This window comes from Chitinophagaceae bacterium (genome assembly GCA_016710165.1).
In the GTDB taxonomy this organism is placed as follows: Bacteria; Bacteroidota; Bacteroidia; order Chitinophagales; family Chitinophagaceae; genus Ferruginibacter.
The window spans coordinates 525,897-545,329 of the sequence record JADJLJ010000002.1; the positions used below are offsets into that span (position 1 = coordinate 525,897).

Below are 19,433 nucleotides of genomic sequence, written 5' to 3' on the forward strand. Positions count from 1 at the left end.
TTACTATTTACCATTGGCCTTTATTGCAGTCCTCTCCTTGAATTTTGTGCCTTTAACTAAGGTTGTATTTAAATACTTAATAAAACCATTTATCTTTTTATAAATTGCATTTGTTTTTTCATATAGGGTATCAAAAATATCTTTACTGATATATTCCTTATCCAAACACCTGTAAAGCTGTGATTTTAATTCATCGGCCGATCCTGTTGAAATGCTCAAGAACTGAATAAACTCAAGTCTGCTTGCCCTTCCAGACCCTTCAGCTATGTTATCCATTATAGAGCCTGAACTCCTGCCCATTTGATCTTTTAATGAAAATTTTTTTGAAAGCTTTCCATTTTGGGTGAGTAAAAAGATATCTTTTGCAAGTACTCTCGCCAGTTGCCAGATTTCAAGGTCTTCGAATTTTTGTATGGTGCTCATAATGATAAATAGTAAATGGTAAACGGATCATTCTATGGTGGCTATTACTTTTAATTCAATGGCTATTGGTGTGGGTAAACTTTTTACTTCTACGGTGGTGCGGCATGCCTGCACGGCTGTAAAATATTCCGCATAGATCTTATTATAAACAGGAAAATCCTTTTTCATGTTGGTAAGAAAAACGGTCACATCCACCATTTTATCCCAACTGCTGCCACTGGCTTCCAGCACGGCTTTTACATTGGCAAAGCATTGATGACATTCGGCTGCAATATCGTACTTAATGATATTCCCATCTGCATCCTGCTCTAAACCCGGTATGGAATTATCTTTTGCACTCCGGCTGCCGATACCGGAAAGGAATAATAAGTTTCCTACACGCCGGGCATGGGGGTAGGCGCCTAATGGCTTTGCTGCTCCTTCTGTATTGATTATTTCACTCATAATATTTCGCCGCTAAGGCACAAAGCCGCAAAGAAAATAAATAGTATCCAGCAAAACTTTGCGCCTCTGCGTCTTTGCGGTTAATTAAAATTGTATACAAACATTTTTAGACTCTGTAAAGAACCGCAATGCTTCCCATCCGCCTTCTCTTCCAACCCCGCTGTCCTTCATTCCGCCAAAAGGGGTTCGCAGGTCCCGCACCAGCCAGCAGTTGATCCAGATGATACCACTCTGAATTTTAGCTGCCACCAGGTTTGCCTTGCTGATATCCTGCGTCCAGACGGTTGCTGCCAGTCCATATTGCGTTGCATTGGCCAGTTGCAAAGCTTCTTCGGTTGTTTTAAAGGACTGCAGGGTAACCACCGGGCCGAAGATCTCATCGGTATTGGTCTTACAAGCCGGCCCGAGCCCTTCTATTATGGTCGGTTTAATGAAATAGCCCCCGGCACATCTTCCTTCCGGCTTTACGGCATTTCCCCCGCATAATATTTTACCGCCTTCTACTTTTGCCAGGATGATGCAGTTCATTACTTTATCAAAATGGATATTACTTACTATTGCTCCCTGTTTGCTTTTCTCATCCAATGGGTCGCCAACGGTCAGCTGCTTTACTTTATGTACAAATTCAGTTTTGAATTTTTCATAAACAGATTCTTCCACCAATATCCGGCTGCCGCATAAACAGATCTGCCCCTGGTTACTGAATGAGGAACGGATGGTTGTTTCCATCATCTTATTCCAGTCGCAGTCGGCAAAAATGATGTTGGGATTTTTGCCACCCAACTCCAATGAAAGTTTTTTGAACATGGGGGCAGCAATGGATGCAATGCGTTCGCCCGCTCTTGTACTGCCGGTAAAGGAAATGGCTTTTATTTCCGGGTGTTTTACAATGGCTTCGCCGCAATGCTGTCCCAGGCCATGAACAATATTTAAAACACCATCCGGCATGCCGGCTTCTTTGCAGATCCTGCCTAAGAGAAAAGCGGTTACGGGGGTGACTTCCGAGGGCTTGGCAATTACACAGTTACCTGCGGCCAATGCCGGTGCGATTTTCCAGGTAAACAAATACAGGGGAAGGTTCCAGGGAGATATGCAGCCCACAATGCCGATTGGCTGGCGAAGGGTATAATTCACGGCCCTGTCTTCCATGGCGTGACTTTCGCTGGCAAAATGCATGATGCTGGTGGCAAAGAACCGGAAGTTGGAAGACGCTCTTGGAATATCAACCAGTTTACTCAGCCAAAGGGGTTTGCCATTGTCATTGGTCTCTGCCAGGGCCAGTGCATCCAGGTTCTCATCTATGAGGGAAGCGATCTTATTAAGGATATCAAACTTTTTTTCAACCGGCATCACACTCCAGGCCGGGAATGCTTTTTTGGCCGCTTTTACAGCGGCATCAATATCTTTTGAATTACTGTCGGGCACCTGGCCGTAAACAGCCCCGGTGGCCGGGTTCACATTGTCAATGAAATTTCCGCTGAGGGGGCCAATGAAATTTCCCCCGATGAAATTTTCCAGGTGATAAGGAATATCCGGTTGCATGGTTTAAAGGTAAAGAAAAGCTGGATACCGGATGCCGGATGCTGGATGCCGGATGCCAAATGCCAGATCCAAGATCCAAGATCCAGGATGGAATCTGCATCCAGTATCCATTATCTGGTATCCGGTATCCGGTATCCCGCATCCCGGATCCTGCCCTTCCTCCCAAAAAATAATTAACTTACAACTCTAAAAACTCTTGCTATGGCAGTAACAGCCCCTTTTAACCTGAAAAAATGGATTGATGAACACCGTGACACGCTGAAACCCCCGGTAGGAAACCAGTGTGTATATAAAGACGCCGAGAACTTCATTGTGATGGTGGTGGGCGGACCCAATGCCCGAAAGGATTACCACTATAATGAAAGCGAGGAACTGTATTACCAGGTAGAAGGTAATATCGTTCTTAAGATCATTGATGATGGTGTGCCGAAAGACATACCTATTAATGAAGGAGATATGTTCCTGCTGCCACCCAAAACTCCCCATTCACCACAGCGTGGACCCAATACCGTAGGACTGGTGATTGAAAAAGTAAGGGAAACAGAAGAGGACGGATTTTTATGGTATTGTGAGAACTGTGGCAATAAATTATACGAAGAATACAAAGTGATCACCGATATCGTAAAACAGCTTCCGCCCGTGATGGAAGGGTTTTATAATGATGAACAAAAAAGGACCTGCAGTAAGTGTGGAAGTGTGATGGCGCCTCCGGTGAGAAAGGGTTAATTAGTTAATCCGTATATCCGTTATCCGTATATCCGTTAGCCCGAGCATACGTTTAAACAGATTGACCAATTAACGGATTAACGTATAAGCGCATTAACTGAATTACATGAAAATAGACATCCACACGCACATCATGCCCGGCAAAATGCCCAACTGGGTACAGAAGTTTGGCTATGGAGAATTCATTCACCTGGAACACCGCAACTGCAAAGCCTGTATGATGAAGGGCGATAAACTCTTTCGGGAAGTAGATGATAATTGTTTTGATGCGGAAATACGGTTGACAGAGATGGATGATACGGATGTGACCGTACAGGTGCTTTCCACCATTCCTGTTTTATTTAATTACTGGGCCAATGCAGAAGACGGGCAGGAAACCTCCCGTTTTTTTAATGACCATATTGCTGAAACCGTAACAAAAGGCCCGAAACGTTTTATCGGGATCGGAACGGTACCCTTGCAGGATGTGGACATGGCCATAAAAGAAATGGAACGATGTGTAAAAGAATTGAAGATGCCGGGGCTGGAGATCGGAACTAATATCAATGGCATCAATTTAAGCGATCCGCAATTCTTCCCGTTTTACGAAGCGGCTGAAAAACTCAGTTGTGCCTTATTTGTACATCCTGGGAGATGATGGGGGAGGCACAAATGCAGAAATACTGGCTGCCCTGGCTGGTGGGGATGCCGGCTGAAACTTCCCGGGCCATCTGTTCGATGATCTTTGGCGGGGTCTTTGAAAAATTTCCCAAACTGAGGGTGGCATTTGCACATGGAGGGGGTTCTTTTCCCATCAGCATCGGAAGGATCGAACATGGGTTTAATGTGCGGCCCGACCTGGTGGCGGTTGATAATTCAGTGAATCCAAGGGACTATATTGGTAAATTCTGGATAGACAGCCTGGTGCATGATGATAAAGCCATGCGTTATATCATCGATGTGATGGGGGAGGATAAGATATGCCTGGGAAGTGATTACCCGTTTCCCCTGGGAGAGCATCGCCCGGGGAAACTGATCGAAGAAATGGATCTTGCAGGTAGCCTTAAAGAAAAACTGCTGTTTAAGAATGCAAAGGATTGGCTGAATGCATAAACCTTACAGGTTTCAATTGAACAGATCCGGGTAATCACTGATGATCCCATCCACCCCCATCAGTTTATACTTTTCAATTTCAGCTTTGGTATTAATGGTCCAGGGAATGACCTTGATATTTTGTGCATGACATTTTTCGATCAGTTCTTTTGTTACCAGTTTATAGCCCGGGCTGTAAATGGTTGGTATGAAGCCCAGGGCTTTTAACTGCTGTTCCATTGTCCGGGTATCAAGATCCTCAACCAGCATCGCTGTTTTTATCTTCGGGTAGTGCTGGTGTAGGTACTGCAATGTCCTGGGATCGAAGGACTGGATGATCACTTGTTCTTCCACCTGGTTTTCCCGGATCACGTTCATCAGCAGTTCCACAAACTCAGCCGGCGCCGGGTGATAGATATTATCCGTGACCGGCATTGTTTTGGTCTCAATATTATAATAGGGGAAGGGCCTTCTCCGGGTCGTCATTTCCTTTTTTATTGCCTCAAAAACATTGGCCAGCAAAGGTTTAACCGCTTCCATTTTTTGCTGTTGCGGAAAACGGGGATGGGGTTTCAGGCCTACGTCAAAATTTTTGACAGCTTCATAATCCATTTTATATATGTTGTAATCCTTTTCTTCTTTTGCCGTAATGAAAGCACCGCCGGGTTTGGTGGTTATTTCATGATTGAAAAATGGCTCATGGGACAGGATCACCTGTTTGTCTTTTGTGATCACCACATCCATCTCCAGGGTGGTAACGCCCAGGCCAAGTGCATTGATCATGGCCGGGATGCTGTTTTCGGGCATTAAGCCACGACAGCCACGATGTCCTTGTTTATCAAAACCTGTTTGATCTGCCTGGTTGGGTTCTTTCATTTCGCTATTCACCGTTTTAACCTGCCGGGTGGATGTACAGGCAATGCAGAACAGGGCTGCCAAAAAAAGGATCACCTGTTTGCGGAGACCTGCTTGTGAAATACTGTCCTTCATTCATTAAAGTTAAACCAAAAAATAAAGGCATGAACTGATTCATGCCTTTAAAGATATTCCTGAAAGGGGATCAACCTTCCGCCTGTTCATTGGTATTGTTCTCGCCGGTCACTTCTTCCACGATCTCGCCGGTTTCGGTAACCGCCAGTACGGTTTCGCTTAGTTCTGTTATTTCAGCAGTGGCATTGTCTTCTGCTTCTTTAACATGGGTGGCCTGTACCAGTTCTTCCATCAGCACTTCTGATATTTTAGGCAGGTCCTCCGAACTGTTGATGCCGAAGTAGTCCATAAAGGATTTGGAAGTGGCATAGATGAGTGGTTTGCCTACCGCATCTTCATTTCTGCCAGAGATGATCACCAGGTCTTTTTCCAGCAGTTTCTGTACAGCATAATCACAGTTCACGCCCCGGATGGCTTCGATCTCGCTTTTGGTGATGGGCTGTTTGTAAGCAATGATGGCCAGGGTTTCCAGTGAAGCAATGGAGAGGCGCTTTAAGAATTTATCGCCGTTCAGCTGGGCAACGGTCTTGTGGTATTCTTTTTTGGTAAGAAACTGCCATCCGCCGCCGATCTGTTTCAGTTCAAAGGCATAAAACTCAGAATCATATTTCTCTGCAATTCCTTCAATGGCGGCATCCACCTGTTCCTGGGTGGCCCGGTCTTCAATAAAAGCAAGGGCGCTGTTTACCAGTTCAAGCAGTTCGGTATTGTTCAACGGTTTATCGCTGGCAAATATCAGTGCTTCTATGTGAGGAATTATTTCTGAAAGTTCCATGGCCCCTATCCCCTAAAGGGGTATCTGTTTTAGGTTATAAAAATTGTTTTCTGCCTTGTTCTCCGCCAACTGGCGGAGACAGGGGCGTTTAACCCTGTAATGCAGCAGCCCCGCTTACGATCTCTGTCAGTTCGGTTGTAATGGCTGCCTGCCGTGCACGGTTGTAACTTATCTTAAGTGTCTTCAGCAATTCATTGGCATTGTCGCTGGCCTTATCCATCGCGGTCATCCTTGCACCATGCTCACTGGCATTGCCGTCGAGGGTTGCTTTGAATAACTGGGTATTCAGGATCTTTGGCATCAGTTCAGCGATCAGGATGTCTTTGCCCGGCTCAAAAATAAAGTCGGCATTTTTCTGCCCTTCTGCCTTTGCCACTTTTTGTACCGGTAAAAATTGCTCAGCTACAAAACGCTGGGTGGCGGCATTCTTGAATTCGCTGTAAACCAGTTCAACAGCATCCACTTCTTTATTGGCAAATGCATCCATGGCATGTTTGGCAGCGGCCTGTGCTTTTTCAAAGGTCAGCCCGTTTAAAATATCCCAGTAATTATTGATGACCCTGAAGTCAGTCTTGGAAAAATTCTCATAGCCCTTTTTGCCGATCGGTAATATGGTCACATTGCCTTTGGCATGCTGGGCAGCATATTTTTCCTGGATGGTCTGTTTGGCCAGTTTGATGAGGTTACTGTTATAACCACCGCACAAACCCCGGTCGCTGGTAACCACAATGATCATTACTTTTTCCACCGGCCGCTGGGCTGCCAGGGCCATGCTCACATCGCCTTCGCTGTTGCTGACAATATTGCTCAGCATTTCCTGTAATTTCCTGGCATAGGGCCTCATCTGGGTAATGGCATCCTGGGCACGGCGGAGTTTGGCCGCACTCACCATTTTCATGGCTTTCGTGATCTGCTGCGTACTTTGAACACTCTTGATACGGTTACGAACCTCTTTTAATGCACCACTCATAGTTATTCTGTCTGGTTAATTTAACGGCGGCAAAGGTAATAAAAAAGGGGTGTAAAAACCCCTCGAAAAATTATATTTATTCAGGTTTTGATCCCTAAAACTGGGGGGGAGCACCGGTAGGGGGGGCCATCCTCCTGAAATCAACGCCCCGGGTCTGAATGGGTTGCCCGGCAAACCGTTGCAGGCGGTACGTGAAAGTGGCAATGAAATACCGGGTAAGGCGGTTGGTACGGCTGTCAACAATGCTGTTGGCGGTCACACTGCGGTTGATATTGCTGTTTTGTTTGAAAAGGTCGAATGCCTCTATCCGGATGATGCCGTTCTTCTTTTTAAAGAGTTGTTTTTCCAGCGACGCATTCATGATGGCCTGGTTGCGGCTCACATTGCTGGCCAGCCCGGAGTTGATGGTGTAATCAAAATCGTATTTCAGCACCAGCGTTTTGGTGATGTTGAGGTTGATGTTGCTGCTGAAGGTCCAGGCATTGCTCGATGAGTTTTGCAGGGTGGTAAGCGGTTTTCCCGATTTGTTCTTATACTTCACATCGTTCAGGTTGTAGTTAACGCCGGCGCCGAGTTCCAGTATCTCTTTGTAATTGTATTCAAAGGTAAAGCCCTGCCCGATCACCCAGTTGCTGCCGATGTTACGGATGCTGTCGATCAGGTTGATGTTGTGATTGTAATTTGCCGTACCCCTCAAAGACAACACATATTTCCTGTTTTTGTAAGGCCTTGAATACACATAAAAGCCAAGCAGGTTATAATAGCCATTCACATTTTCGGGAATGCTTAACTGTCGGCCTGCCCCTTTATTGATGGTATTGTTCACGATCTGGTTCCTGATGGTGCTGAAGGTAAAATTGGTGAATAATACCTTTCCGCTTATAAAATTGAAATTGTTATAGGAGAAGTTCAGGTTGTGGTTCATCGATGGTTTCAGGTTCGGGTTACCGGTGGTGATGCTTTGCTGGTTACTTACGTCCTGTACGGGCTGCAACTGGCTGAAACTTGGCTGGGTGGCATTCCCGTTATAGCTGAAGTTTAATGAACGGGTGCGGTTGAAATTATACACAAACCGGGCAATGGGAAAAACATTGGCCCGGCGGATGGTCTGGTAGGCACTGTCCTTTGTTATTGAATTGCCCTGCAGGTTCACCGGCTGCACACTGATGCCGATGGTGTAATTGTATTTCTTTTTGGTGGTACGCATGGAAACGCCGATGCGGTTGTTGTAAAAATCATTTTCATAATCATTGCTTAAAAAGCTGTTCAGTGTTTTTGTTTGGGTAGCTGAATCCACGTTATAGGTCTGCCGGTTGTTGCGGCTGTGACTCAGGTTATGCGAATAGCTGAGGTCGAGGCTGCGGTATTTGGTAAGTGGTTCAGAATACGTGAAACGTACCCCGTAGTTGTAGTTGTCGTTTTCCTGGTCGATGAACTGGAAACTGTTGCGTGGACCGATAAAGGGCGGGACATACTGGTAACTTAGATTGGTCACATCCTGCTCCGAATCATTATCCGAGGTTCCCAGGGTTAAACTGGTGGAGAAATTACGGCCACGCTTCCTGAATTTATGATTGTACAAAATGGTGGCTGCCAGGTTGGGTGCCTGCGAATTGGTCAGGTTCCTGTTGTTCCCGTCACTGGTCCTGGTTCCGTTGGTTGTTTCGAAGTAATCAAAAACGGTGTTGTTGTTGGCATCGCTGCCGCTGTAATTTATGCTGGGACTTATTTTCAGGTAATTGAATGAATCGACCTGGTATTCAAAATTGAAAGTGAAACGGTGTGAATTTCCTTTGGTGAGGTTGTTCACATCCTGGTTATTGATAAAACTGTTCGTTTCAAAAAAGTTCTGGGAAGACGTGTATTGAACCTGGCTGGTATTCCGGTGATTGTAAGAATAGCTGCCGTACACACTGATCCGCTTGCTCCATTGGTCGCGGTAATTGAACCCGAATGAATTGGTGGTGGATATGCCGCTGTTGCTGCCTCCGCCAAAATTAGGGCTGTTGCCGCTTTGCATCATGCTGTTCATCTGGCCCATGCCACCCATATCACTCATAACGCTCATACCCTGGCGCATCATGCTGGTAGCCCCGCGGTTACCGCCTCCGCTGAAGTTGAAAAGCGATGTGTTCGTATTGTTGCTGTTAGCCAGTACAGATATCTGTGTATTGTTCCGGAAATAATTTCCGTTCATGGATGCCTGGTATCTTTCTTCGGTTCCATACCCCCCGGTAACTCTTCCAAAAAATCCCCGGTTCTTGTCTTTCTTTATTTCGATGTTCAGGATCTTATCCGGGTCGCCGTCTTTGATGCCGCTTACCGTTGCCTGGTCACCGTAATCATCGATCACCTGTATCTTATCAACAATATTAGCCGGCAGCTCCTTGGTGGCTGTTTTCACGTCGCCGCCAAAAAGTCCTTGCCATTCACTTTCACCCGGCTCACGGCTTTGCCCTGGGCGGTCACGTTCCCGTCTTTGTCAACCTGCCCACCGGGCAGTTTTTTCAGCAGGTCTTCCACCACGGCACCTTCTTTTACTTTGAAAGCATCGGCCCGGTATTCAATGGTATCTTCCTTGACCACGATCGCCGGGGCCACTACGGTCACTTCACTCAGCAATTTGGCATCCTGCGCCAGCACAAAATTACCGGCATCAATGGTTTTTTCCTGTTTGCTTACGGGCACAAAACGGGCCACGGGCCAATAACCCAGGTGGCGGATGACGATGGAAAAATTGGAGGAAGGCACTACATCAAAACGGAACTGTCCTTTGTCATCTGTAAATGAATACGTGGTATCGGTGGGATTTGACTTCACCACCAAACCCACCACGGCATTCTCTATCGGCTTTTTTGAAGCAGAATCTATCAATGTTCCTTTTACCTGCGACCGGGCAGCAAAACCTGAAAGAACCACAAGGAAAGTGAGGTATAATTTACTCATAAACAAAGTTGATATACGAACTAATTCGTGTAAAAATAACCTAGAAAACCTATCACCCGAACTTATTTTGATGAATGGTTTATGTTTTGAGGATTTATTAACAGAAATGACGGCTTTAAAATCTATAAACCAGCGATACAGAGCCGGGAGCTCCACTGAGTTCCATCTTGTCTAAAAGTTTGCGATGCTTGCGGTGTATGGCATAATTTACCGCATCATATAAAAGCAGGAAACCTCCCTGCAGCATGATCGAATTGCCATATCCTTTGAACTTATCGGGATTTTTCTGATGATCGCTTGCCTTGTTCATCCATAAACCACCGCCCACATAAAGCACATCGAGTCCTGCATTGATCAGGTAGGTCTTTTCTGTTTTGCTTTGGTGTTTCAGTACTGCCGCTAATGTTGGGTTATCAATATTTTCCCTGCCGGCTCCCCAGTAACCCAGCCCGGCAATGGCCAGGTTGATACCGCCCCACATCACATTCATCTGGTGAAAATACCGCATCTCCCGGTTGCTGGTATTGGTGGCAATACCACTTACTGCAATGTTTGCCACAGACCATGCACCCAGTACCAGCATGGATCTTTTTGAAATGCCGGTTCTTTCTTTCTCAAACTTTACCAGGTCTGCCTTTTGTGAAAAAGAAGAGAGGGCCATGCCAATAAAGCCAATGAACAGAATGGAACGTTTCATATTTTGTATTTTTCAAAATACGAAACAATATTCTGAAAAGATTGTTCAGGGGAGCAGTTTTATTTTAACCGGTTTAAGTTCCTGGCGGATCCGTATCAGGCCGCCTTCAGCAGTGCTTTGCTGCAGGTCAATCTCCCGGTACAGGTCGCATTCCAGTGAAAGATTTTTTCCTTTCTGACGCATTAATTCCCTGGCAGGAATTACAATTTCGCTTTTAGGTCCATCCTGGCTGAAATGAAAACTGCTGTCGGTATCAGTGCTGTACACTTCTATATGATCCGCTTTGGTCAAAGGTGCCGACTGGTAAGTGATTATTAGATCTTTGGTTCTGCCTGTTTCCCTGGCGGCGTTGGTCAATGCAAAGGGAGCAAAACTGAATTTGTTCTCAAATCTTTTCCCATCGGTATTGGTAAAGTTGATGGTATGGTTGCCATAAAAACCGGTTACCGGCTTTCGGATTTTATAGTAAGCTCCGCCGCCAGCACTGCTGTCCACGTTCAGCTTTTCGCCGTCAAACTCCACGTTGCTGTCATCGCTTAAAACAAGGGTGGTTCCACTGTTACCGGCAAAGCGGAACTGGCAGGTGACGTCCACATATTCATCCCCTTCTGTATGGCTGATGAAATGATCCATGTAGATCTTGTCCTGGTTAACATCTTTGCTGTCTCCAATTTCGTTGCTGCTGCAGGCAGCAAAGACTACTGCCAATGCAATGAAGCCGGCTAAAAAGGGGTTTAGTTTCATTTTCATATTTATGGTTTGCTGTTTATACGGCCAGGGGCTAAAAGGTTAGTTAACAAAAGATTAAAGCCTGGAAAAGGGCTAATATCTTCTTTAAGTCAATAAAATTCAACCCCCAAACATTTACTATCTTTGTCGCCCTGTTTAAACGGGGCAGGCTCTGTCATTATGGCTCGAATCTTATTTCAGCACCATATTTGACAATACAATGGTCTTTATAATAACGTATTTAAGCAATACCCAACAACACTGAATTTATGATCGGCGCAATTTCGAAACTTTTTGGAGGCAATAAAAGTGAAAAGGATGTAAAGAAGATACTGCCACAGGTTGAGAGGATCAACCAGTTCTTTGCACAATACAGATCCCTCAGCAATGATGAATTGCGCAATAAGACCAACGAGTTCAAACAACGCATTGCGGCACACCTGGCCGCTATTGACCGGCAAATAGAAGATAAAAAGAAAGCAGCGGAAGAATTACCCATCGCCGATATCAATGGCCGTGACATCATCTACAAGGAGATCGATGACCTGAAAAAGGAAAGAGACAGCCAGCTGGAAGTGGTGTTACTGGAGATTTTACCGGAGGCATTTGCAACCGTAAAGGAAACCAGCCGCCGTTTTGCTGAGAACACTACGCTGGAAAGTACCGCTACGGAACTGGACAGGACACTTTCCGTTAAGAAAGACAATATCATCATTGAGGGCGATAAAGCCATTTATAAGAACAGCTGGACCGCCGGCGGAAGCATCGTTACCTGGAACATGGTGCACTATGACGTACAGTTGATCGGTGGCGCTGTATTACACTCCGGCAAAATTGCCGAGATGGCAACGGGTGAAGGTAAAACACTGGTGAGTACGTTACCGGCCTACCTGAACGCATTATCCGGCGAAGGCGTGCACATCGTTACCGTGAATGATTACCTGGCCAAAAGGGACAGTGAATGGAACGGCCCCATCTTTGAATTCTTAGGACTGCGGGTTGATTGTATCGATAAACATGAGCCGAACGGAGATGCCCGCCGCAATGCCTATAATGCCGACATCACGTATGGTACCAACAACGAATTTGGTTTCGACTATTTAAGGGATAACATGGTGCATACACCGCAGGAAATGGTACAGCGAAAACACCATTTTGCCATGGTGGATGAAGTGGATAGTGTATTGATCGATGATGCCCGTACCCCGTTGATCATCAGCGGACCCGTTGGTCACAGCGATAATACCCAGCAGTTCTTCGACCTGAAGCCACGTATTGAAAAATTAATAGAGGCACAACGAAAGGCAGTGAACCAGTTCCTGATCGAGGCAAAGAAAAAAATTGCTGAAGGCAATGATGATCCCAAAGACGGCGGCCTGGCCCTGATGCGGGCACACCGTGGTTTACCCAAGAACAGCGCCCTGATAAAATTCTTAAGTGAACCCGGTCACCGGGTGAAACTGCAGAAGGCGGAAAATTATTACCTGGCCGACCAGCAGAAAGAAATGCCCAAGGTGGATGCGGAATTATTCTTTAACATCGATGAAAAGAATAACCAGGTTGACCTGACCGACCAGGGAATACAATTGATCACCAGGGCCGGGGAAGACCCCGAGTTCTTCATCATACCCGATATTGCCACCAAACTTTCTGAAATTGAAAAGAGCAGCCTGGCCGATGATGAGAAATTTCACAAAAAGGAAGCGTTGCTCAATGACTATGCATTAAAGGCCGATCGTATTCACACGGTTCAGCAGTTATTAAAGGCCTATACCTTATTTGATAAGGATGTGGAGTACGTGGTACTGGATGGCGCTGTGAAAATTGTAGATGAACAAACAGGCCGTATCCTGGATGGCAGAAGGTATTCCGACGGGTTGCACCAGGCCATTGAAGCCAAGGAAAATGTAAAGATCGAAGCATCTACACAAACCTATGCCACCGTTACGCTGCAGAATTATTTCAGGATGTATCACAAACTGGCCGGTATGACGGGTACGGCCGAAACGGAAGCAGCAGAGTTCTGGAGCATTTACAAACTGGATGTGGTGACCATTCCCACGAATGTGAAGGTGATCCGTAAGGACGATCAGGATTTTGTTTACAAAACAAAACGGGAAAAATATAAGGCGGTCATTGATGAAGTGGAACGGTTACGCAGCATTGGCAGGCCATCGCTGGTAGGTACTACTTCTGTGGAAGTAAGTGAATTGCTGGCGAGGATGCTGAAGCAAAAGAATATTCCCCATAATGTATTGAACGCAAAGCAACATGCCCGGGAAGCACAGGTGGTAGCCGAAGCCGGACTGGCAGGAGCTGTTACCATTGCCACCAACATGGCCGGCCGGGGTACCGATATTAAACTCGGCCCCGGTGTAAAAGAGGCCGGTGGCCTGGCCATCATTGGTACCGAGCGGCATGAAAGCCGCCGGGTGGACAGGCAGTTGCGTGGACGTGCCGGCCGCCAGGGTGATCCGGGTAGCTCCAGCTTTTTTGTTTCGCTGGAAGATGACCTGATGCGTATGTTCGGCAGCGAACGTATTGCCGGGCTGATGGACCGGATGGGTTACAAGGAAGGCGAAGTGATCCAGCACAGCATGATCACTAAATCAATAGAACGGGCGCAGAAGAAAGTGGAGGAAAACAACTTCGGCATCCGTAAGCGTTTGCTGGAATATGATGACGTGATGAACAAGCAGCGTAACGTGGTGTATAAGAAACGTAACCATGCCCTGTTTGGCGAAAGGCTGGCGCTTGACCTCGATAACGCATTTTATTCTGTTGCCAATGGCCTTATCAATTCTTTCAAAGAATTGAATGACCACGAAGGATTCAAACTGGCAGCCATTGTGAATTTTGGAATTGATACATCCATTACGGCTTCAGAACTGGACAAAGATGATGTGAATGTGCTGAGCGAACGTTTATACAACGAGGCCATTACGCAATACCGCCGGAAAACAGATTCCATCATCCAGCAGACATTGCCCATCATAAAGAATATCCGCAAGGAGCAGGGCGATCATATCGAGAATGTGGCGGTGCCATTTACCGACGGGAAGAAACAGATACAGGCACTGGCCAACCTGGATAAATACCTGGCCAGTGAAGGAAGGGAACTGAATGATGCACTTGAACGCAACATCACGCTGGCCCTGATCGATGATGCATGGAAAGAACATTTACGAGCCATGGATGACCTGCGCCACAGTGTGCAGACGGCAGGTTACGAACAGAAGGACCCGTTGGTCATTTATAAGATCGAAGCATTCAATGCCTTTAAGCAGATGGATGACCAGGTGAACAAGGATATTGTGAGTTTCCTTTGCCATGCACAGATACCGATGGAGCAGACCAATGCCGGGCAGATTCGGGAAGGAAGGGAGCGCCGGACGGATATGAGCAAGATGCGCCAGCGCAAGGAAGAATTTGCAACGGCCGGAGGAGGCCCCGAGCATATCAGTGCAGAGAATGAATACATCGATCCGTCCGGACCGGTAAAGCAGGAACCGATCCGTGTGGAGAAAGCACCGGGCCGTAATGATCTTTGTCCTTGCGGCAGTGGCAAGAAGTATAAGCATTGCCACGGGAAGGATGTATAAAAAAGACTTTCTTTTGTAAAGAATTGGGCTAAAGCCCATGAATAAATTTGTTTCAATTGCCCCGCCCTTTAAGGTGGGGCAATTCATTTACAGCTCACGGGGGCTTTAACCCAATTTTCATAAAGTTGGATAAAAATATTTTTTTAGAGTATTCTTATAGTGAGAATTTCCCTTCAAAGAAAAATATTTTTGCAAGGATATAGAGAAGGAAGATAACTATGAGAATTATGCCTTCCGGTTTTGAAATACCTTTTTTTTTCAGGAATACTAATACCAATAAGGTAGCTGCAAGTAAAACCGGCAGATCAAATTTTAAAAGATTGCTTTCCATAGTGGTTGTGCTTATTGTAGCCCCAAGCCCTATCGGAATAAAGCCATCAAAAATATTACTCCCGATAATATTACCTACCGACATTCCAGCTGATCTACGGATTGCAGCACCAACTGATACCGCTAATTCCGGTAAACTGGTCCCGAGCCCAATAATAACAATACCAATAAAAGATTGGGCAACACCCCATTTTTCAGCAAGTTTCATTGCATTCTCAACCACTAAATGTGAAGAAAAAATCAACACTGAAAAACCAAACACCAGGAATAATACCAAAGTACTGCTTGAATAATCTTTACTATTGGCATTGTCATCGGTATTGACTGTTTTATTTCGCACCAGGATAAAGTAATACAGCAAATACATTATCAGCAAAATAATACCTTCCAACCGGGTGACGATCCCGTCAATTCCAAAAACAAACAGCAATAGTATAGAACTGAGTAATGCAATGCCATCACGCCATAGATCTTTTTTTACTATTGTAAAGTTCAGTAGTAATCCGGCAACCCCAAGTATGAAAGTTATTTGACTGATGCTGCTGCCAATCGCATTCCCGGTGATAATGCCGGAGGATTCTATTCCCTGCAAATGAAGGAGGGAAGCTTTTATCGTAACAAAAACTTCGGGAAGGTCGGTACCCACGGCAAGAATAGCCACGCCAACAAAAGAATGCGACAGGTTGAACCGTTTCGCAATACCGAGGGCGCCGTTAATTATCCATTTTGTTCCAAGCCATAAACCAACTAAACCTGTTATTATTAAAAGCATGATCACGTTTTATTCTCTTTTGATTTTTTTTATGACAGGCAGGTGAACCTAATTTTAAAATACTATTTCACTGCCACAGTTATGTCACGGGCTTTTCCAATAAGGTTTATTTATGAGTAAACATGTTGAGCATACAGGCATTTACGGAAATTAAAACTATCAGTCGGTAAAAAATTAAATCCTTAACATCTTTATTTACATAAAAGCAATTAATCGTATGCTTTATCTTATAAAGCAAGACAAAAATGGGAAATAGGCAAATGATATTTGTCAATGAAATTGCTGATTGTAAATTAACCACTTATTTTTGATCTGCTTACCCTGCTTTTAATGGACTCCTGAGATTTCTTATTGCATATTGTAATTATGGCCTGTCAAATAAGTCCTGAAATTAGTTGCTCAAATACAGCTTTATTTATTAAGCCTTAAATTTGTCTCTCACAAAATCACCAGGTCAGCTTGAATAATTATTTTGATAAATTTAAACTCCATGCAGAGAAAGAAGAACTGCAAACTGTTATCGCAAACATTGATAATGGCGTGGTTTTCCGTGGCACCAATCTTTGGGTACTTATTTTTGCCATATTTGTAGCATCCCTTGGATTAAATGTAAACTCAACTGCAGTTATCATTGGCGCTATGCTTATCTCACCTTTAATGGGCCCCATTATGGGTATTGGTTTAGGCATAGGTATTAATGATGTGGCATTATTACGTAAAGCTGTTTATAATTATAGCATCGCAACAGGCGTGGCATTAACTACTTCTACAATATTTTTCCTGATTTCACCTTTGGATGATGCTCACTCTGAAATTTTAGCCAGGACATCTCCAAACATTTACGATGTATTGATAGCATTGTTTGGAGGATTTGCCGGTATTCTGGCTACTTCCAGCAAACAAAAAGGAAACGTAATTCCGGGTGTAGCTATTGCTACAGCATTAATGCCGCCATTATGTACGGCAGGCTACGGGATAGCGACTTTGCAATTCAGTTATTTTATCGGCGCTTTTTATCTTTTCATCATCAATACGGTTTTTATAGCACTGGCAACTTTTACTATAGTTCGCTTTCTTCATTTTCCCTACAAACACCAGCAGAATATAAGAGCAGAAAGATTTGCAAAACGGATTATCTGGTTAGTTGTGCTGGCTACATTATTGCCAAGTATTTATTTTGGGTATGATATGGTACAGCAAAACAGGTTTATAAAAAATGCCAATCGCTTTATTGCGGGTGAAGCTCATTTCCCAAATGATTATTTATTAAATAAAAGGATTGATCCCAAAAGCAGGAAGATAACCCTGGTGTTTGGCGGAAAAGAAATAGTACCGGAAGAAATAACGCAGTTGAAAGAAGAATTAAAAAAGTATGGCCTGGCTTCTGCATTGTTGGAAGTGAAACAGGGCTTTGCGTATCTGTCAGAGGACAAAAGTAATGAGCAAAATGATCAACTTGCACAGATGACTATTGCCATGGTTGAAAAGGATAAGCAAGAGAAAGAACTTCGCTATAAATTAGACAGTATCAGCAATCTACAGAAACTGGGTACACAGGTATTTGCTGAGTTAAAAGCACAATACCCTGCTTTAAAAAATGCTGTGATACAGTCATCAATTTTATTCAGCGACAGTTCAGCAAAAACACCGGTTTTTCTTGTTTTATTATCACTTTCTGCCAATCTATCCGGGCCGGATAAAAATAAAATGGAGAACTGGCTCAAAGTAAGATTACAGCAGGATAACATTAAACTGATTTTTCAATAAGGAATACAGTAATCCCTGCAGTGTTGAATAAAAAAACCATGAGCTGATCTAACAGATATGTAATTGATTTTATGGCGGCAAAACGGGAATTAAACATTCCTTAAAATATTGATGCCGCTAAAATAAGGTTACATATAGTATTGTAATTTTATGAAACATTAATTAAAACAGGTTAGCAGTTAAAAAATATCCGCACATGTCGTTACGCCAGTTCATTGCTTCCAGGAAATTTCTCCGGTCTCTGAATATATTGAAAGATAGTGTTGAGCTTAAATGGAAAGAGTTTGCTGAATTATTTGGATTACATGAGGATGTATTTGAAAATCCGCGGCATATCAGGTTAAAAAAACCGGTAACTGTAATATTGATAGGTGCAGGCCACAGGGGTAATATCTATGCAGCATATGCTCTTGAAAATCCGGGAGAGTTGAAAATAATTTCAGTAGCTGACAGCAATACCAAACGCCTGAACAGGATAAAATCATTGCACCACATTGAAGATAAGTTTTGTTACAGTAACTGGCATGATGTGTTCAAACAACCAAAATTTGCAGATGCCGTTATTATTGCAACACCCGATAATTTACATACACAGCCCTGCCTGGCTGCTTTAGATGCCGGCTATGATGTATTACTGGAAAAGCATATTGCACCTACAGAAGAGGAATGCAGGCTGATCTTAAAAAAAGCGGAATCCTGTGAACAAATTGTAGGGGTATGTCACGTACTTCGTTATTCTCCTTATTTCAGGGAATTAAAGGAAGTAATAGATGCAGGCCTGATTGGTAATATTATCAGCATACAGCATATGGAACCTATTGAACAAGTGCATATGAGTCATTCTTATGTAAGGGGTAAGTGGAAAAACAGCAAAGAAACTACGCCCATATTACTGGCTAAATCAAGTCATGATACTGATATTATCCGCTGGCTGGTGAATAGTCCGGCAAAAGATGTGCATTGTTTCGGTAACCTGAAATGGTTCACTAACATCAATGCACCTGAAGGAAGTACGGAAAGATGCACAGATGGATGCAAGGTGGAACAATCCTGTCCTTACTCTGCCCTGCAGATATATTTACGGGATAAAAAAAGGTTGTATGTTTTTGACATGCCTGAAAAAAGATCCGGGTGGGATGATTATATTCTTGAGCAGCTAAAGACCACTGATTACGGCCGCTGTGTTTACAGGATGGATAATGATCAGCCGGATCATCTTACTGTTAATATGCTGTTTGAAAATGGGGTAACTGCTGCTTTTTCTATGGAAGCACATGTTTCTTATGAAGGAAGAAGAACAAGGATCATGGGCTCAAAAGGCGATATTTTTGGTAATATGGAAACATTTATCATGAACGATTTTCAAACAAAAAGGCAAACTTCCTGGAGGATGAAAACAGATGCTCATGGAGGTGGTGACCATGAGTTAATGAAAGACTGGATCCATGCAGTAGCCCAACAGGATAAAAGTTTACTGAGTTCATCAATAGAAGTTTCAATAGAAAGCCACCTGATGGCTTTTGCGGCAGAAAAAAGCAGATTAAACAGGACCATTGAAGAAGTAAAACTTTTCAGGGAAGGGCTGATCTAATAGGTATACCGGGCGTATCTTAAAATAGCTTTCGGCTTATTATCTGGTATAGTTTCCG

At 44.2% G+C, this 19,433-nt stretch carries 15 protein-coding genes and 1 pseudogene; 5 read left to right on the plus strand and 11 right to left on the minus strand.

The genetic code is table 11. The features are described from left to right. Positions 1–3: 3 nt before the first annotated feature. The 3 genes from IPJ02_12760 to IPJ02_12770 form a co-directional block, all read right to left on the minus strand. Complete coding sequence (locus tag IPJ02_12760) at positions 4–423, minus strand: four helix bundle protein (GenBank protein MBK7376393.1); 420 nt, start codon at positions 421–423, stop codon at positions 4–6. Between the two features lie 27 nt (positions 424–450). Continuing rightward, on the minus strand, positions 451–867 hold the full coding sequence (locus tag IPJ02_12765) for a RidA family protein (GenBank protein MBK7376394.1): 417 nt from the start codon (positions 865–867) through the stop codon (positions 451–453). An 84-nt stretch (positions 868–951) separates the two neighbouring features. Then, complete coding sequence (locus tag IPJ02_12770) at positions 952–2,409, minus strand: aldehyde dehydrogenase (protein MBK7376395.1); 1,458 nt, start codon at positions 2,407–2,409, stop codon at positions 952–954. Between the two features lie 201 nt (positions 2,410–2,610). On the opposite strand from IPJ02_12770, the gene IPJ02_12775 reads away from it, so the two are divergent. Next, positions 2,611–3,135: a 3-hydroxyanthranilate 3,4-dioxygenase gene (locus IPJ02_12775; GenBank protein ID MBK7376396.1), complete on the plus strand. Its 525-nt coding sequence runs from the start codon at positions 2,611–2,613 to the stop codon at positions 3,133–3,135. Positions 3,136–3,241: 106 nt separating this feature from the next. Then, positions 3,242–4,227: pseudogene (locus IPJ02_12780) on the plus strand (amidohydrolase). A 12-nt stretch (positions 4,228–4,239) separates the two neighbouring features. Here the strand turns inward: IPJ02_12780 and IPJ02_12785 are convergent. The 7 genes from IPJ02_12785 to IPJ02_12815 all read right to left on the minus strand — a co-directional run bounded on the left by IPJ02_12785 (position 4,240) and on the right by IPJ02_12815 (position 11,334). Then, complete coding sequence (locus tag IPJ02_12785) at positions 4,240–5,082, minus strand: glycerophosphodiester phosphodiesterase (protein ID MBK7376397.1); 843 nt, start codon at positions 5,080–5,082, stop codon at positions 4,240–4,242. Between the two features lie 184 nt (positions 5,083–5,266). Beyond that, positions 5,267–5,971: an SMC-Scp complex subunit ScpB gene (gene scpB / locus IPJ02_12790; GenBank protein ID MBK7376398.1), complete on the minus strand. Its 705-nt coding sequence runs from the start codon at positions 5,969–5,971 to the stop codon at positions 5,267–5,269. An 88-nt stretch (positions 5,972–6,059) separates the two neighbouring features. After that, a complete protein-coding gene (atpG, locus tag IPJ02_12795) occupies positions 6,060–6,941 on the minus strand; it encodes an ATP synthase F1 subunit gamma (GenBank protein MBK7376399.1) in 882 nt (293 codons plus the stop codon). A 94-nt stretch (positions 6,942–7,035) separates the two neighbouring features. Further along, entirely contained in the window at positions 7,036–9,345 is a 2,310-nt protein-coding gene (locus IPJ02_12800) for an outer membrane beta-barrel protein (GenBank protein ID MBK7376400.1), read from the minus strand. After that, positions 9,342–9,887 carry a carboxypeptidase regulatory-like domain-containing protein gene (locus tag IPJ02_12805; GenBank protein ID MBK7376401.1) on the minus strand — a complete coding sequence of 182 codons (546 nt, stop codon included), beginning with the start codon at positions 9,885–9,887 and terminating at the stop codon, positions 9,342–9,344. The genes IPJ02_12800 and IPJ02_12805 overlap by 4 nt, the downstream gene beginning before the upstream one ends. 115 nt (positions 9,888–10,002) lie before the next feature. Beyond that, positions 10,003–10,584, minus strand: coding sequence for a hypothetical protein (locus IPJ02_12810; protein ID MBK7376402.1), 582 nt, complete (start codon positions 10,582–10,584; stop codon positions 10,003–10,005). Positions 10,585–10,629: 45 nt separating this feature from the next. After that, complete coding sequence (locus IPJ02_12815) at positions 10,630–11,334, minus strand: hypothetical protein (GenBank protein ID MBK7376403.1); 705 nt, start codon at positions 11,332–11,334, stop codon at positions 10,630–10,632. A gap of 248 nt (positions 11,335–11,582) precedes the next feature. Between IPJ02_12815 and secA the strand changes: the two genes are divergently transcribed. Continuing rightward, positions 11,583–14,915 (plus strand): preprotein translocase subunit SecA, encoded by a 3,333-nt coding sequence (secA, locus tag IPJ02_12820; protein MBK7376404.1) that lies wholly within the window; start codon positions 11,583–11,585, stop codon positions 14,913–14,915. 154 nt (positions 14,916–15,069) lie between these two features. On the opposite strand, the gene IPJ02_12825 is transcribed toward secA, so the two are convergent. Beyond that, a complete protein-coding gene (locus tag IPJ02_12825) occupies positions 15,070–16,017 on the minus strand; it encodes a calcium/sodium antiporter (protein MBK7376405.1) in 948 nt (315 codons plus the stop codon). Positions 16,018–16,446: 429 nt separating this feature from the next. Here IPJ02_12825 and IPJ02_12830 point away from each other — a divergent pair, with 429 nt between their 5' ends. After that, positions 16,447–17,784 (plus strand): TIGR00341 family protein, encoded by a 1,338-nt coding sequence (locus tag IPJ02_12830; GenBank protein MBK7376406.1) that lies wholly within the window; start codon positions 16,447–16,449, stop codon positions 17,782–17,784. Between the two features lie 196 nt (positions 17,785–17,980). Further along, the gene (locus IPJ02_12835) at positions 17,981–19,375 is read left to right on the plus strand and encodes a Gfo/Idh/MocA family oxidoreductase (protein MBK7376407.1); all 1,395 of its coding nucleotides are present in this window, start codon (positions 17,981–17,983) and stop codon (positions 19,373–19,375) included. Positions 19,376–19,433 lie beyond the last annotated feature (58 nt).

Bases quoted from the DNA above. Each gene is read 5' to 3' on its own strand.
- IPJ02_12760 (MBK7376393.1), bottom strand. From the start codon at position 423: ATGAGCACCATACAAAAATTCGAAGACCTTGAAATCTGGCAACTGGCG.
- IPJ02_12765 (MBK7376394.1), bottom strand. From the start codon at position 867: ATGAGTGAAATAATCAATACAGAAGGAGCAGCAAAGCCATTAGGCGCC.
- IPJ02_12770 (MBK7376395.1), bottom strand. From the start codon at position 2,409: ATGCAACCGGATATTCCTTATCACCTGGAAAATTTCATCGGGGGAAAT.
- IPJ02_12775 (MBK7376396.1), top strand. From the start codon at position 2,611: ATGGCAGTAACAGCCCCTTTTAACCTGAAAAAATGGATTGATGAACAC.
- IPJ02_12785 (MBK7376397.1), bottom strand. From the start codon at position 5,082: ATGAAAGAACCCAACCAGGCAGATCAAACAGGTTTTGATAAACAAGGA.
- scpB (MBK7376398.1), bottom strand. From the start codon at position 5,971: ATGGAACTTTCAGAAATAATTCCTCACATAGAAGCACTGATATTTGCC.
- atpG (MBK7376399.1), bottom strand. From the start codon at position 6,941: ATGAGTGGTGCATTAAAAGAGGTTCGTAACCGTATCAAGAGTGTTCAA.
- IPJ02_12805 (MBK7376401.1), bottom strand. From the start codon at position 9,887: ATGAGTAAATTATACCTCACTTTCCTTGTGGTTCTTTCAGGTTTTGCT.
- IPJ02_12810 (MBK7376402.1), bottom strand. From the start codon at position 10,584: ATGAAACGTTCCATTCTGTTCATTGGCTTTATTGGCATGGCCCTCTCT.
- IPJ02_12815 (MBK7376403.1), bottom strand. From the start codon at position 11,334: ATGAAAATGAAACTAAACCCCTTTTTAGCCGGCTTCATTGCATTGGCA.
- secA (MBK7376404.1), top strand. From the start codon at position 11,583: ATGATCGGCGCAATTTCGAAACTTTTTGGAGGCAATAAAAGTGAAAAG.
- IPJ02_12825 (MBK7376405.1), bottom strand. From the start codon at position 16,017: ATGCTTTTAATAATAACAGGTTTAGTTGGTTTATGGCTTGGAACAAAA.
- IPJ02_12835 (MBK7376407.1), top strand. From the start codon at position 17,981: ATGTCGTTACGCCAGTTCATTGCTTCCAGGAAATTTCTCCGGTCTCTG.